Annotated in this window: 14 protein-coding genes; 9 read left to right on the top strand and 5 right to left on the bottom strand. The window is 71.6% G+C overall.

Translation table 11 applies throughout. From position 1 onward, the window contains the following. Positions 1-207 precede the first annotated feature (207 nt). The 4 genes from QSK37_RS49190 (at position 208) to QSK37_RS49175 (ending at position 4175) form a co-directional block, all read left to right on the top strand. A complete protein-coding gene (locus QSK37_RS49190; RefSeq protein WP_285636394.1) occupies positions 208-1515 on the top strand; it encodes an ABC transporter substrate-binding protein in 1308 nt (435 codons plus the stop codon). Then, a complete protein-coding gene (locus QSK37_RS49185) occupies positions 1515-2462 on the top strand; it encodes a carbohydrate ABC transporter permease (RefSeq protein ID WP_285636391.1) in 948 nt (315 codons plus the stop codon). Before QSK37_RS49190 ends, QSK37_RS49185 begins: the two co-directional genes overlap by 1 nt. Positions 2463-2465: 3 nt before the next feature. Then, on the top strand, positions 2466-3332 hold the full coding sequence (locus QSK37_RS49180; RefSeq protein ID WP_285636389.1) for a carbohydrate ABC transporter permease: 867 nt from the start codon (positions 2466-2468) through the stop codon (positions 3330-3332). Positions 3333-3410: 78 nt separating this feature from the next. Then, positions 3411-4175, top strand: a complete 765-nt coding sequence (locus tag QSK37_RS49175) for a DeoR/GlpR family DNA-binding transcription regulator (protein WP_285581859.1) — start codon at positions 3411-3413, stop codon at positions 4173-4175. Between the two features lie 793 nt (positions 4176-4968). Here QSK37_RS49175 and QSK37_RS49170 read toward each other — a convergent pair. From QSK37_RS49170 to QSK37_RS49155, 4 genes are read right to left on the bottom strand one after another with little or no spacing between them, the layout of a single operon-like run. Beyond that, positions 4969-5922 (bottom strand): carbohydrate kinase family protein, encoded by a 954-nt coding sequence (locus QSK37_RS49170; protein ID WP_285636387.1) that lies wholly within the window; start codon positions 5920-5922, stop codon positions 4969-4971. After that, positions 5919-7241, bottom strand: coding sequence for an alpha-glucosidase/alpha-galactosidase (locus tag QSK37_RS49165; protein ID WP_285636383.1), 1323 nt, complete (start codon positions 7239-7241; stop codon positions 5919-5921). Before QSK37_RS49165 ends, QSK37_RS49170 begins: the two co-directional genes overlap by 4 nt. Continuing rightward, entirely contained in the window at positions 7238-8098 is an 861-nt protein-coding gene (locus tag QSK37_RS49160; protein WP_285636380.1) for a class II fructose-bisphosphate aldolase, read from the bottom strand. Before QSK37_RS49160 ends, QSK37_RS49165 begins: the two co-directional genes overlap by 4 nt. A 9-nt stretch (positions 8099-8107) precedes the next feature. Further along, the gene (locus QSK37_RS49155; RefSeq protein ID WP_285636377.1) at positions 8108-9001 is read right to left on the bottom strand and encodes an SIS domain-containing protein; all 894 of its coding nucleotides are present in this window, start codon (positions 8999-9001) and stop codon (positions 8108-8110) included. A 217-nt stretch (positions 9002-9218) separates the two neighbouring features. On the opposite strand from QSK37_RS49155, the gene QSK37_RS49150 reads away from it, so the two are divergent. From QSK37_RS49150 to QSK37_RS49135, 4 genes are all read left to right on the top strand, one after another. Beyond that, complete coding sequence (locus QSK37_RS49150) at positions 9219-9761, top strand: MOSC domain-containing protein (protein WP_285636374.1); 543 nt, start codon at positions 9219-9221, stop codon at positions 9759-9761. 268 nt (positions 9762-10029) lie between these two features. Then, positions 10030-10218: a DUF2795 domain-containing protein gene (locus tag QSK37_RS49145; protein ID WP_285636371.1), complete on the top strand. Its 189-nt coding sequence runs from the start codon at positions 10030-10032 to the stop codon at positions 10216-10218. A gap of 363 nt (positions 10219-10581) precedes the next feature. Further along, the gene (locus tag QSK37_RS49140) at positions 10582-11106 is read left to right on the top strand and encodes a MarR family winged helix-turn-helix transcriptional regulator (RefSeq protein ID WP_285636368.1); all 525 of its coding nucleotides are present in this window, start codon (positions 10582-10584) and stop codon (positions 11104-11106) included. Then, positions 11103-12371 carry an MFS transporter gene (locus QSK37_RS49135; RefSeq protein ID WP_285636365.1) on the top strand — a complete coding sequence of 423 codons (1269 nt, stop codon included), beginning with the start codon at positions 11103-11105 and terminating at the stop codon, positions 12369-12371. The genes QSK37_RS49140 and QSK37_RS49135 overlap by 4 nt, the downstream gene beginning before the upstream one ends. Before the next feature lie 9 nt (positions 12372-12380). Here QSK37_RS49135 and QSK37_RS49130 read toward each other — a convergent pair whose 3' ends face one another. Continuing rightward, positions 12381-12998, bottom strand: a complete 618-nt coding sequence (locus QSK37_RS49130; protein ID WP_285636363.1) for a TetR/AcrR family transcriptional regulator — start codon at positions 12996-12998, stop codon at positions 12381-12383. A 62-nt stretch (positions 12999-13060) separates the two neighbouring features. Here QSK37_RS49130 and QSK37_RS49125 point away from each other — a divergent pair, with 62 nt between their 5' ends. Continuing rightward, positions 13061-13798 carry an SDR family oxidoreductase gene (locus tag QSK37_RS49125; RefSeq protein WP_285636360.1) on the top strand — a complete coding sequence of 246 codons (738 nt, stop codon included), beginning with the start codon at positions 13061-13063 and terminating at the stop codon, positions 13796-13798. Positions 13799-13872: the final 74 nt, after the last annotated feature.

Genomic DNA, 13872 nt, shown 5'->3' with positions numbered 1-13872 from the left:
CGCGGCCCGCCCGCCGCTCGGCGAGCCGTAGTGATCGAGATCGGCCGCGGCGGCGCTCACGGGGGCGTCGAGCTGTCGCTTTCTTGGCGATACGCCTTGTTCGGTGATTGTTTCTGATCTAAAGTCCCGCCTATCAATCGTTAGCGAGCACCGAACACCCGAGGCGGCCACTCGGGTGTGCCGTCGTTTCTAGGGAGAGTCGTGGAGATGCGCGATACACCAAGACGAGCCGGGCGGCGGCTCGGCGTACGGGTCACCGCGGGCGCGGCGACACTCGCCCTCGCGTCCCTGGCCGCGTGTTCCGGCGGATCCGGCGGCTCGGGCGGCTCCCACGGCGCGGTGGTCATGTGGCACGGCTACACCGACGTCGAGGCCAAGGCGATCGCCCAGCTCGGCCAGGAGTGGAACGCCGCCCATCCCGACCAGAAGGTGAACGTCACCTTCGGCGGCAGCAACGACGACGCGCTGAAGAAGACGCTCGCCTCCTTCGTCTCCGGCAAGGCGCCCGGCATCGCGTACGAGTTCGGCTCGTCGATCAACACGCTCGCCGCCCGCAACCAGACGCAGGACCTCACCTCGCTGGTCAAGAGCAGCCCGTCGTTCCAGTGGGACGACTTCTTCCCGGCCGCCCGGCAGGCGACCACCACGCCCGACGGCAAGATCTACGGCGTCCCCGCGCTCGTGGACAACCTCGCGCTGGTCTACAACAAGAAGCTCTTCGACGCCGCCGGTCTCTCGTACCCGACGGCGAACTGGACCTGGGACGACTTCCGCGCCGCCGCCCGCAAGCTGACCGACGCGTCCCAGCACCGGTACGGCTGGGCGTACGTCAACGACGGCACCGAGGACACCGTCTGGCGGTACATCGCGATGCTGTGGCAGGCGGGCGGCGACCTGCTCACCCCCGACAACAAGAAGGCCGCGTTCGACTCACCGGCCGGGCTGCAGGCCATGCAACTGCTGCACGACATGTCGGTGACCGACCACTCGGTCTACCTCGACACCGGCGACGGGCAGTACCAGAACCTCTTCAACTCCGGGAAGATCGGGATGCTCTGGACCGGCCCCTGGGACCTGTCCGGCATCAACAAGGACATCTCGTACGGCGCGCAGGTCCTGCCCGCCAAGGTCAACCACGCGACCATCGCCGGCCCGGACAATTACATGCTGTTCAACAAGGGCGACCGCAAGACCGCGTGGGCCTTCCTGCAATGGCTCGACTCGGCGCAGACACATCTGAAGTTCGCGGTCGCCACCGGTGACCTGCCGCTGCGCGAGTCGGAGACGAAACTGCCCGGCTACAAGGACTTCCTCAAGCGCTACCCGGCGAACGAGGTCTTCGTCGACAACCTGAGCAAGAACGCCACCAAGTCCCGCCCGAACATTCCGGAGTATCCGAAGATCTCCCAGGCCCTGGGCGCCGCCGTACAGTCGGTGCTCCTCGGCAAGGCACAGCCACAGGCCGCGCTCGACCAGGCACGTCAGCAGGTCGACCAGATCCTCGCGGGGGCATGATGGCGGTGGCCACCGCCCGGCGGCCCACGGGACGGCGCGCCGCGCGGGCGGAGCGGAAGCGGGGCGGCCGCTTCCGGAGAGCCGACCATCTCGCCGGCTGGGCGTTCGTGTCCCCGGCGGTGCTGCTCATCGCGGTGTTCGGTCTGGTGCCGGTGCTGTGGTCGGTGCTGCTGTCCTTCCAGCAGACCGACCTGACCTCGCCCGGCACCTGGTCGGGCGCGGCGAACTACCAGAAGATGGTGCACGACCCGGTCTTCTGGCAGGCCGCGCGGCAGACGCTGTACTACTGCCTGATGTTCGTGCCGGTCACGATGGTGCTCGCCATCCCGATCGCCGTGCTGCTCAACCAGAAGGTCCGCGGGATGACCTTCTACCGGATGGCGGTGTTCGCCCCGCTCGTCACCTCCACCGTCGCGACCGGTGTGATCTTCAGCTGGCTGTACAACCCGCAGATCGGTCTGATCAACGCCGGGCTCGACAAGCTCGGCCTCCCCCAGCAGGGTTTCTTCCAGAGCACCGGCGAGGCATTGCCGGCCGTGGTCGGCATGACCGTGTGGGGCTGGCTCGGCTTCGCCGTCATCATCTACCTGTCCGCGCTGCAGAACGTGCCGCGCGAGCTGATGGAGGCCGCCGCCCTCGACGGCTGCGGGCGGGTGAAGGCGTTCTGGAAGGTGGAGCTGCCGCTGCTCGCGCCGGCCTCGTCGTTCCTGCTCGTCTGGCTGACCATCAACGCGCTGCAGCTGTTCGACGAGGTGTACGTGACGACCAAGGGCGGGCCGCTGCACGCCAGCACCGTGCTGGTCTACTACCTCTACCAGCAGGCGTTCGTCGACTTCGACGGCGGTTACGCCGCCGCCATCGGCTGCGCCCTGTTCGTGGTGATCCTCATCGTGACCGTCGTTCAGCTGTGGCTCGGCCGGCGGAGCTCCCACTACGAGGCGGGCTGACACATGACCCTCGCTCTTCCACGCCAGGCGGTCCGTACGAAGGACGGCGGCCCGCTGCGGCCGCGCCGGCGGCCCAGCCCGCTGCACCTGCTGCTGATCCCGCTGTCCCTGGTGATGCTGGCACCGCTCATCTGGATGGTGCTGCTGTCGATCTCCACCCAGGCGGAGACCCGGCGCTTCCCGCCCGGCCTGCCCGGCGGCGTGCACTGGCAGAACTACGTGGACGCCTGGCACCAGGGGCCGTTCGGGCACTGGCTGCTCAACAGCACGGTCGTCTCGGTCACCTGCGTGCTCGGCAACCTGGTGTTCTGCGCGCTCGCCGGGTACGCGTTCGCGCGGATCCCCTTCCTCGGCAGCCGCGTGCTGTTCGTCCTGGTGCTCGCCACCCTGATGGTGCCGTTCCAGATCGTCATGCTGCCGACGTTGATCGTCGTACGCGACCTGCACCTGACCGACACGCTCGGCGCGCTGATCGCACCCAACCTCGCGACGCCGTTCGGCGTCTTCCTGATGCGCCAGTTCTTCACGACCGTGCCCCGCGAGCTGGAGGAGGCCGCCCGCATCGACGGCGCCGGCCGCCTCCGCACGCTCGTACGGGTGCTGCTGCCGCTGATGGGCCCCACCCTGGCGACGCTGGCGGTACTCACGTTCCTCAACGTCTGGAACGACTTCCTGTGGCCGCTGATCGCCATCCAGAGCCCGGGCAACATGACCGTCCAGATGGGCCTGCAGAACTTCCAGGGCTCCCACCTGACGAACTGGCCGGTGCTGATGGCCGGCACCGTGACCAGCCAGATCCCGGTACTCGTACTGTTCGTGATCGCCCAGCGCTTCTTCGTACGGTCGATCGCGTCGTCCGGCTTCAAGTGAGCGAATGTGCAGATCAGATGACGAATAACGCGTGACAACGACTATTATCAAGCGCCAAATGTGCTTTATAGTGATCGAATGCGTCAACAGGAGCGGCTGGGCCTGATCCTCGATCGGCTGGCGAAAAACGGCACGGTCTCGGTTCTCGACCTCACCACCGAGCTGAACGCCTCGCCCGCGTCCATCCGCCGCGACCTGCGAGCGCTCGAAGAACAGCAGCTTCTCAAACGCACCCACGGCGGCGCGGTGGCGGCCGAGGTGATCTACGAACTGCCGATGCGCTACCGCACCGGCCGCCACCAGGAGGAGAAGCTCCGCATAGCGCAGGCCGCGGTACCCCTGGTCACCGAGTCGGTGCACTCGGTCGGCCTGGGCGGAGGCACCACGACGACCGAACTGGCCCGCGCGCTCGGATCGCTCGGCCGGTCGCTGAAGGTCGTCACCAACGCCCTCAACATCGCCGGCGACCTCTCCGTACGCTCGGCCATCGACCTGGTCGTCACGGGCGGCAGCGTACGCCCGGAGTCGTACGAGCTGGTCGGCCCGATCGCCGACCGCGCCCTCGCCGGCATCCACCTCGACCTGGTGTTCCTCGGCGTGGACGGCATCGACGCGACCGGCGGCATCAGCACGCACGACGAGGTCGAGGCCCAGACCGACCACTGCCTGATGCGCACCGCCGCACGCGTCGTCGTCCTGGCCGACTCCTCCAAGGTGGGCACCCGTGCGTTCACCCGCATCGCCCCGATCGAGGAGGTCGCGATGCTCGTCACCGACTCGGCCGCCGACCCGACGGAGCTGAACCGCCTACGCTCGGCAGGCGTCGAGGTCATCACCGTCTGAGACCGCGCCCGGCGAAGCCCGCCGATGACGCCGACCAAGCCGCGCCCCGAGCACCGCCGCCCACACCACACCGTCCGCATCCCACCGGTCCGCACCACACCGCACTCCACCGGCCACGCCCCACCGGTCCGCGCCACCCGGTCCGCGCCACCCGGGCCGCGCACCACCGCCACCCGGGCCGCGCACCACCCTGCCGCACCCCACCCGGCCGAACATCGCAGACCGCACATCGCCGGCCAGCGATCGTCCGCAGGCCACCGCACCACACGCTTTCAGCTCCACCGCCACCGTCGGCTCCGGGGCGAGGGCATGTCGGCTGGGGCGTTCTTCGGTGAGAAGAATTTTCTTCTCGCAGAAGAACGCCCCGACACCTACCGTCCTAGGGCCAACGGTCTAGACGGCGCGGGGTTCTCACGCGGCCGCCGCGTGTCGGCAGCGGCCGTTCCCGAGGCATATCCAGGCATATATAGGCATCCGCGTCCCGACTCTGCGGCAGATTCCGGCCAAGGTCGCCGAAGTACCGTCCTGCCCGCGCAGGTCACAGCCGCTCAGCGCGCACAGGTCACAGCCGCGCCGCGCATGCGGGTCATCCCCGTTCGTGCGGGTCACCGCCACCCACGCGAATCACCCCGTCCGTGCCGGTCACCCGGTCCGTGCCGGTCACCTTCGTCCGTGCGAGTCACCACCGTCCACGCGGGTCACCGACGTCCGTGCGAGTCACCACCGCCCACGCGGGTCACCACCGCCCGTGCGAGTCACCCCCGTTCCTACGGGTCAGCCTCGTCCGTGCGGGTCACACGGGTTCGCGGGTTATCTGGATCTTGGCGGCGGCGGGCTCGGCTTCGGCGCGGGTCGGCTGGGCGGCGGTGCCTCCGGCGGCGCGGGTCGACAGGGCTCCGCACGCGCAGGCCCAGGCCAGGGCCTCCGCGAGGTCTCCTTTCGCCAGCCAGCCCGCCAGGAAGCCCGCGTCGAAGCCGTCGCCGGCGCCGACAGTGTCGACCGGGGTGACGCGCGGGCCCCGTGCGGTCACGTCCGTGTCCTCGTGCCGGGCCACGGCGCCGTCGCCGCCCCGCTTCACCACCGGTACCGGGCCGGCCGCCGCGAGCCTCGTCAGGGCCACCGGCAGCGCGCTCACCGGATCCCCGGTGAGCGCTCCGGCCAGGGCCAGCGCCTCGGCCTCGTTCGGCAGGACGAAGTCGCAGGCGGCCAGCAGGCCCGGCGCGAGCCGCCACTCCCCCGCCGGGTCGTCGTTGGTGTCCAGCGACGTGGACGCGCCCGTGCTCCGGAAGCGTTCCAGCAGCCCGGGCAGCCCGGCGGCGAGGCGCGGCTGGAGGAAGTACGACGCCGCGTGCACGTGGCGCGCGCTCACCTCCGGCACCTGCGCGGCGTCGAAGGCGGGCAGGCAGCCGGGGGCGGTCAGGATCGCACGGTCGCCGTCGGCCCGGTTGAGGCACACGGTCAGGGCGGTCGGCAGGGTCTCGTGCCGTACGCAGGCGCCGACGTCCACGCCGGCGGCGCGGAGCGTGTCGAGGACGAAGTCGCCGGCCGCGTCGCGGCCGACCGTGGCGGCGAGCGCGGTGGACAGGCCGAGGCGTGCCGCGCCGCAGGCCACGATCGCGGCCGATCCGCCCAGGGCCAGCGTGCCACTGTCCACGAGTGTCTCGGCCTGGCCCGCGGGCGGCGTCTCGGGCGCGCCCGAGACCAGTACGTCGGGGTTGGCGTCGCCGACGACCAGGAGGTCGATCACGGCCGGAGCGATCCGCGCAGGGCGGGCGGCAGGGCGTCGCCGTGCGCCTCGGCCATGGCGTCGCAGAGGTCCCAGATCTGCGAGACGTTCAGCGTCGCGGCGGTGGCGGGATCGGCCATGGCGGCGTGCCGTACGTGCCGCGGGTCGCCCTCGACGGCGGCGGCGACGGTCAGGTCCACCACGTTGAGGAAACTCCGGTTCAGCGCCGCGAGCTGCGGCGGCAGCGCCCCTACGTGGTGGGGGTGCACGCCGAGCCGGTCCAGTGTCGCCGGCACCTCGACGCCGGCCCCGGCCGGCAGGTTCGTGATCAGCCCGGTGTTGGGCGTCGTGACCTGGATGGTGCGCAGCGTGCCGGTGGCGAGACTGTGGATCACCTGGGGCGCGTACTCCGCGGCGTCCTCCTCCTCGCCCGGCCCCGGCTCGCGGCCGGCCGCCAGCGCGTCGCGGACTGACTCGTACTCGGCGAGGTTGGCGGCGCTGATCCCGACGTAGTCGTCGACCGGGATGCGCAGCCGCTCGATCTCGGTCGTGTCGCGCAGGTACCAGGGCACGTACTCCGAGGAGTGCTCGCTGGTCTCGGTCGGGTAGTGGCCGAGACGCCGGTACATGTCGACCCGTACGCGGCGGAGCAGTTCCGGGTCGGCGGCGATCGCCGCGTCCAGCGCCGGGTACAGGTCGCGTCCCCGGTGCTCCCAGCGCAGGATCCAGGCCTGGTGGTTGACGCCGGCCGAGACGACGTCGACCTCCTCGTACGGGACGCCGACGAGCGCGCACAGGTCGCGTACCGTCCAGTAGACCGAGTGGCAGAGCCCGGCGGCCTTCAGGTCCGGGGCGACGGTCGCGAGGTACTGCAGGTTCATCGCCATCGGGTTCGTGTAGTTGAGCAGCCACGCGTCCGGGCACACGGCGGCCATGTCGGCGGCCAGCGCCTCCAGGAACGGAAAGGTGCGCAGCGCGCGGAAGATCCCGCCGATGCCGAGGGTGTCGCCGATCGTCTGCCGGAGCCCGAACCGCGCGGGCACCTCGAAGTCGGTCACGGTCGCGGCGTGACCGCCGATGGCGACCATGTTCACGACGGCCTGCGCGCCCTCCAGGGCCGTACGGCGGTCGGTGCTCGCGACGATCTCCGGCTTCGCGCCGTGGCGTGCGGCCGTACGGTGCGCCAGCGCCTCGGCCACCGAGAGCCGCTGCGGGTCGATGTCGTGCAGGGCGATCCGGACGTTCGCCAGCTCGGGGAAGGAGAAGATGTCGCGCAGCAGCTGCCGGGTGAAGACCACCGAGCCGGCGCCGACGAAAACGACGCGGAACGGTTCAGTCATGTCGGGGAGCCTTCCGTGGGAGGAGCGGACCGCAGCACGCCGAGCAGGCGGGCCACCTCGGCGGCGGTGGCGTCCCGCGCGGGGCCGAGGTACTTGCGGGTGTCGACCAGAGCGGGGTCGGCGGCGAGACGCTCGCGCGCGGCGCCCGTGAACACCTTGTTGAGCTGGGTGGCGATATTGATCTTGGTCATGCCGGCCGCGACGGCGGCCGCCAGGTCGGCGTCGGCCACGCCGGAGGAGCCGTGCAGCACCAGGGGCACCGGCACGGCGTCGCGCAGCGCGGTGATGAGGGCGAAGTCCAGCGCGGCGTCGCGGGTGAGCATCGCGTGCGAGGTGCCCACCGCCACGGCCAGGCCGTCCACGCCCGTGGCGGCGACGTACGCGGCCGCCTCGCCGAGGTCGGTACGCGCGCCGGGCGCGTGCACGCCGTCCTTGCCGCCGATCTCCCCGAGCTCCGCCTCCACCCAGACGTCGTGGCCGTGGCAGGCCCGTGCCACCTCGGCGGTGGCGGTGACGTTCTCCTCGTACGGGAGCGCCGAGGCGTCGTACATCACCGACCCGAAGCCGAGCTCGACCGCCTCTTCCACGAGGGAGCGCTCGGTGGCGTGGTCGAGGTGGAGGGCGACCGGGGTGGTAGCGAGTTCGGCGACGGCGCGGGCCGCCGCGGCGATCGGCCGGAGCGCGCCGTGGTACCGCACGGCGTTCTGGCTGAGCTGCAGGATCACCGGGGCGCCCGCGCGTTCGGCACCGGCCACGATCGCCTGGGCGTGCTCGACCTGGATGACGTTGAACGCGGCGGCGCCCCGCCCGTCGGCGCGCGCGGCGCCGACGACGGTCGCGGTGGGAACGAGTGGCATGCGCGCTCCTCAGCCGGCGGCCGGACGCAGGATGACCGAGCGGGTCAGGTGGCGCGGAGTGTCGGGCTCCAGCCCGCGCGCGGCCGCCAGGGTCACGGCCAGGCGCTGCGCGAGGATGAGCGACGCGGCGGGGTCGAGGTCCGGCTGCACCCACAGGCCGCCCGTCTCCCGTACCTGCTCCTCCAGGCCCTCCGGAGCCGGGCCGAACATCCACACCGCCGAGCGCTCGTCGGTGATCGCGATGGGGCCGTGCCGGTACTCCTTGGCCGGGTAGGACTCCGCCCAGCTCAGCGACGCCTCCCGCATCTTCAGCGCGGCCTCGGAGGCCAGGCCGACGGTCCAGCCCGTGCCCAGGAAGGTGAACTGGGTACGGTCGGCGACGCCCGGCGGGAGCTCCTCGACGACGGCCCGGCGCGCGTCCGCGATCGCCGACGCGACGTCCAGCTTCAGGTGGGCGCGGAGCAGCGCGAGCGTGGTGGTGGCGAAGCGCGTCTGCACGACCGACCGCTCGTCGGCGAAGTCGAGGACGACGACGTCGTCGGCGGCCGTCATGACCGGCGTCGTGGGGTCGCCGGTGATCGCGGTGGTGCGCACCGTGCCCCGCAGCTCACCCAGGAGTTCGAGGATCTCGGTGGTGGTGCCGGACCGGCTCAGCGCGACGACCCGGTCGTACCGCCGGCCGGCCGGCGCCTCCGACGCGGCGAACGCGTCGGTCTCGCCCTGGCCCGCGCCCTCGCGCAGGGCGGCGTACGCCTGCGCGATGAACAGCGAGGTGCCGCAGCCGACCACGGCGACGCGCTCCCCGGGCTCGGGCAGGCCGGGCAGGGGCGTGGCGGCGAGCTCCACGGCCCGTTGCCAGCAGGCCGGCTGGTCCGCGATCTCTGTCTCGACGTGCGTCGTCACGGTCACTCCGTTCTGAGCCGCGCGTTCAGGCGGCCGTGATCAGATCTGATGGTTTGATAGCACAAATGCTCACAACCGCGCAATGACCGCGCACATCTCCAGGGGCGGCCCGACATGTGATCACATCGCGCACGGTCCGTGCCCGGTCTCGCCTGCTCGCCGTGGCGGACCGACCTCTAGGCTGGTTCGCGGCGTACGGCGAAAGGGGATCGGAGAGATGGACGGCACGGTCGTGGCGGTCAGCCGCAACGGCGAGTACTCCTTCACGAAGCCGAACCGGGAGGGCATCACGCTGCTCGCCGGGCTCGGTGTGGAGGGGGACGTGCACGCGGGCGTGACGGTCAAGCACCGATCACGGGTGGCGCGGGACCCGTCCCAGCCGAACCTCCGCCAGGTCCACCTCATCCACGAGGAGCTCTTCACCGAGGTCGCACGCGAGGGTTTCACGGTCGAGCCCGGCCGGCTCGGCGAGAACGTCACCACACGCGGCCTGGACCTGCTCGCGCTGCCGACCGGCACGCTCCTGCACCTCGGTGACACCGCGGTGGTGGAGGTCACGGGGCTGCGCAACCCGTGCCGCCAGATCGACGACTTCCAGGCCGGCCTGCTCAAGCAGGTCCTCGGCCGCGACGAGAACGGAAACGTCGTGCGCAAGGCCGGCATCATGAGCGTCGTACGGACGGGCGGCCAGGTCCGCCCCGGCGACCCGATCAGAGTCGAACTCCCGGCGGAGCCCCACCGCGCCCTCGAACCGGTCTGACCCACGGCCGCGTCACCACCGCGGCCGGGAGGCGGACCAGACGGTCCGCCTGTGCCTGTCGACGGTGAAACCGCAGCCGGGCAAGCCGGTGCGGCGCATCACCCTGCCGAACATCAGCCGGGGCGTGTCGAGCGGCACGAACGCGAGGCACGTGTTCGCCGTGGCGACCGGCGGCCGAGAACGCCGGTGGTCGGGGCGGAGGAGCGGTCGTGTTCCGGCGTGCCGTATCGGGTAGGGCCTACCTCGTCCCGAGAAAGGAGGGTCTGTCATGGCTCAGGACTTCATCGACGTGCAGAAGTACCTGTCCGGCATGAGCTATCCGGCAACGAAGGAACAGCTGGTGGAACACGCGAAGGAGAAGGGGGCTCCAGAGAACGTCCTGGATGAGCTGACCCGGCTTCCGGAGGGCGAGTACGACGGCCCCAACCGCGTCAGCAGCGCGGTGGCCCACACCTGACGAGAACCCCCGGGCCCGGCCATCCCCGGGCCCGGGACGCCACTTCCGAACACCCCCAGCCACTCCCCGCCCGCAGGCCCCGCCCGCGGTCCCGCCCGCGACCCCCGGCCCCCGGTTCCCGCCCCCGGTCCCCGCCCACGGCCCCCGGCCCGCGGTTCCCCGGCCCGCGGTCCCCGCCCGCGGTCCCCGCCCGCCCTGGGGGCCGACCCCACTTCCATTGTCCAGCCTGCGGCTCCGCCTGCGCAGATCCCCGCGGCAGCTGTGGATAACCGCCCACCCGGACACGCGTCGGCGACGACCGCCTCTCCGCCTCCAGAGGCGATACATAGGCCATCTATATAGGCATGTGATATTTTTCCAGACATGCGCGCAGAGTCCGATACATCACGTTCTGCCGCGCGGGCCTCTGTCGCGGCAGGGCTGGACGAGCTCTCCCGGTTCGCGCTCCGGCGTACCGGGGCGCCTCGGGACATCAGCTTCACGACCGCGTCGACGCTCGCCCGGCTCGAGCAGGACGGTCCCCGTCGTCTCACCTCGCTCGCCGTCGAGGAAGGGGTCGCCCAGCCCTCGATGACGCAGCTCGTCCAGCGGCTGGAGCGGCAGGGGTTCGTCGAGCGCAACCGCGATCCCGACGACCGGCGGCTGGTCTGGGTGCACATCACCGACGCCGGGCGGCGGCTGCTCGCCGACCGCCGGCGTTCGCGGGCCGCCGAGCTGGCCGAGGTGCTCGCCACCCTGCCGCCCGAGGAGGAGGCGGCGCTCGGCGCCGCCGTGCTCGCGGCGCTGCCGGTCATCCGCAGACTCACCGAGCGACGCCCGCATGGCACAGAACAGGACACAAGCCGCACGAACCCGGCCGAACCTCTCACCCCAGGACGGGACCGTTGAGCCATTCCAGCAGTTCGCACGCCCCCCAGAGCAATCCGTTCCGGCAGCCGCGCGCCGTGTGGGCCGTGGCGTTCGCCTGTGTCATCTCCTTCATGGGCATCGGGCTGGTGGACCCGATCCTGCCCGCGCTGTCGACGAAACTGAACGCCAGCCCCAGCCAGGTGGAACTGCTGTTCACCAGCTACCTGGTCGTGACGGCGGTCGCGATGCTCGTGACCGGCTTCGTCTCCAGCCGCATCGGCGCCAAGCGGACGCTCGTCGCCGGCCTGATCCTCATCGTGGTGTTCAGCGCGCTGGCCGGGTCGGCGGACTCGATCTCGGGCATCGTCGGCTTCCGGGCCGGCTGGGGACTGGGCAACGCACTGTTCATCGCCACGTCCCTGGCGGTGATCGTCGGCTCGGCCAGCGGCGGCTTCGCCGGGGCGATCATCCTGTACGAGACCGCGCTGGGGATCGGCATCGCGATCGGCCCGCTGCTCGGCGGCGAGCTGGGTGCCATCACGTGGCGCGGGCCGTTCTTCGGCGTGACGGTTCTGATGGCGATCGCGCTCATCGCCACGGTGGTCCTGGTGCAGCCCACGCCCCGGCCCGAGCACCGTACGTCGATCGCCGACCCGATCAAGGCGCTGCGGCACCGCGGCCTGCTCACGATGGCCCTGACCGCCCTCTGCTACAACTGGGGCTTCTTCACGGTGCTGGGGTACGCGCCGTTCCCGATGGACCTGGGCGCCCACGAGCTCGGGTACGTCTTCACCGGCTGGGGCGTGTTCGTCGCGATCTTCGCCATCTTCGGCGCGCTGCGGCTGCAGGCCCGGCTCGGCATCGCGCGGGCGCTGTACGTGAACCTCGCGCTGTTCGCCGTGGACGTGCTGGTCATCGCGGTGTTCACCACCTCGAAGACGGTGCTGATCATCGCCGTGATCATCGCCGGGATCTTCATCGGCGTGAACAACACCATCACCACGCAGGCCGTCATGACCGTCGCGCCGGTGGAGCGGCCGGTGGCGTCGGCGGCGTACGGGTTCGTCCGCTTCATCGGCGGCGGCCTCGCCCCGTTCGCGGCCGGGAAGATCGCCGAGCACTCGAACGTGCACGTGCCCTTCTACGTGGGCTCGGCCGCCATCGCGCTCGGCATCGTCGTGCTGGCCACCGGCCATCGCCTGCTCGGCGAGGCCGAACGCGCCCAGGAGGCCGAGGCGGGCCGTACCGCCGAGGACCGGGCCGAAGAGGAGGCCCTGGCCGAGGAGCTCGGCTCGTCCGGCTGAGCCCGGCGTTCAGGACTCCTCGGCATCGGGCCGCGCGGCGCGGGCGAGGGTGCGACCGACCTCGACCGCGCCCGCGGCGATGCCGTCGACGTCCGGGATCCGGCGGCGCAGGAAGCCGCTCAGGTGCAGCACCGCGTAGCCGTGCGCGGCCGCGACGTGTCGTTCCAGCAGGGTCAGCGCGGCCGGGGCGTCGCCGCCGGTGATCTCCATGGCGACGGGCAGCAGCAGGTCCATGACCGCGCGCCCGGCCGTGGCCAGCCCCTCGTCGCCGAGGTCGCGCAGCCCGTCGGCGAAGATCAGGTCGAACCCGGCGTGATGACGCACCACGAACCGCGCGTACACGCCCGCGGTGACGGCGAGCGCCTCACCGGGGTCGCCGGACGGCTCGCCCGCGAGCGCCTCGCGCAGCTCCCCCGCGAGAAGCTCGGCCGCACGCGTCGCGGTGGCCGCGAGCAGCGCCTGACGCGTGGGGAAGTGACGGTACGGCGCCGCCGGGCTGACTCCCGTACGCCGGGCGGCCTCGGCCACGGACAGCGCCTCGACGCCGTGTTCGGCGACCAGCGCGAGGGCCGCGTCGACGAGCGCGGCCCGCAGATCGCCGTGATGGTAGGTGCCGCGCCGCGCCACCTGCGCCTCCTCCGATTCGCGTGAATGTAAGACCTATCTTACATTGGCTGGCGGGAGGTCACATGTCACAGATCAAGGACAAGGTCGTCGCCATCACCGGGGCGAGCGGCGGCATCGGCGCGGCCACCGCGCTGCGCCTCGCCGAGAGCGGGGCGAAGGTCGTGCTCGGCGCGCGCCGGGCGGACCGGCTCGCGGAACTGACGGAGCGCATCACCGAGGCCGGCGGCGACGCCGCCTGCGCGCCCACCGACGTGACGCGGCGCGCGGACCTGACCGCGCTCGTCGGTCTGGCGCGCGAGCGCTACGGCCGGCTCGACGTCCTGGTGAACAACGCCGGCATCGGCCCCATCTCCCCTCTCGACGACCTGCGCGTCGAGGACTGGGAGGCGATGGTCGACGTCAACGTCAAGGGCGTCCTGTACGGGATCGCGGCGGCGCTGCCGGTCTTCCGCGAGCAGGGGTTCGGGCACTTCGTGAACACCGCCTCCACGGCGGGCCTGCGCATCGTCCCGGACCAGGCGGTCTACGCCGGTACGAAACTCGCCGTCCGCGCCATCTCCGAGGGCCTGCGCCAGGAGGCCGGCGACTCCCTGCGCGTCACGGTCATCTCGCCGGGTTTCGTGGCGACGGACTTCGCGGACGGCATCGCCGATGAGGAGGTCAGAGCCCGAATCGTCCGGTCCAGGGACGCGTTCGCCATCGCGCCGGACGCTATCGCCCGCGCCATCGCTTTCGCGATCGAACAACCGGCCGATGTCGATGTGGGGGAAATCGTCGTCCGCCCCACCGCCCAGGCCTGATCCGGGAGCGGGACACACCCCCGCGCGGCTGGATCCCCGGCCTCGATCCCTGAAGGATGATCGGCGCCGAGGGA

This window comes from Actinoallomurus iriomotensis (genome assembly GCF_030269445.1).
Classification (GTDB): Bacteria; Actinomycetota; Actinomycetes; order Streptosporangiales; family Streptosporangiaceae; genus Actinoallomurus; species Actinoallomurus iriomotensis.
This window is presented reverse-complemented; position numbering and strand designations above follow the sequence as displayed.

Excerpts from the sequence above, each read along its gene's own strand:
- QSK37_RS49125 (WP_285636360.1), top strand. The coding sequence starts at position 13,061 with ATGTCACAGATCAAGGACAAGGTCGTCGCCATCACCGGGGCGAGCGGC.
- QSK37_RS49175 (WP_285581859.1), top strand. The coding sequence starts at position 3,411 with ATGCGTCAACAGGAGCGGCTGGGCCTGATCCTCGATCGGCTGGCGAAA.
- QSK37_RS49150 (WP_285636374.1), top strand. The coding sequence starts at position 9,219 with ATGGACGGCACGGTCGTGGCGGTCAGCCGCAACGGCGAGTACTCCTTC.
- QSK37_RS49140 (WP_285636368.1), top strand. The coding sequence starts at position 10,582 with ATGCGCGCAGAGTCCGATACATCACGTTCTGCCGCGCGGGCCTCTGTC.
- QSK37_RS49160 (WP_285636380.1), bottom strand. The coding sequence starts at position 8,098 with ATGCCACTCGTTCCCACCGCGACCGTCGTCGGCGCCGCGCGCGCCGAC.
- QSK37_RS49190 (WP_285636394.1), top strand. The coding sequence starts at position 208 with ATGCGCGATACACCAAGACGAGCCGGGCGGCGGCTCGGCGTACGGGTC.
- QSK37_RS49165 (WP_285636383.1), bottom strand. The coding sequence starts at position 7,241 with ATGACTGAACCGTTCCGCGTCGTTTTCGTCGGCGCCGGCTCGGTGGTC.
- QSK37_RS49180 (WP_285636389.1), top strand. The coding sequence starts at position 2,466 with ATGACCCTCGCTCTTCCACGCCAGGCGGTCCGTACGAAGGACGGCGGC.
- QSK37_RS49185 (WP_285636391.1), top strand. The coding sequence starts at position 1,515 with ATGGCGGTGGCCACCGCCCGGCGGCCCACGGGACGGCGCGCCGCGCGG.
- QSK37_RS49145 (WP_285636371.1), top strand. The coding sequence starts at position 10,030 with ATGGCTCAGGACTTCATCGACGTGCAGAAGTACCTGTCCGGCATGAGC.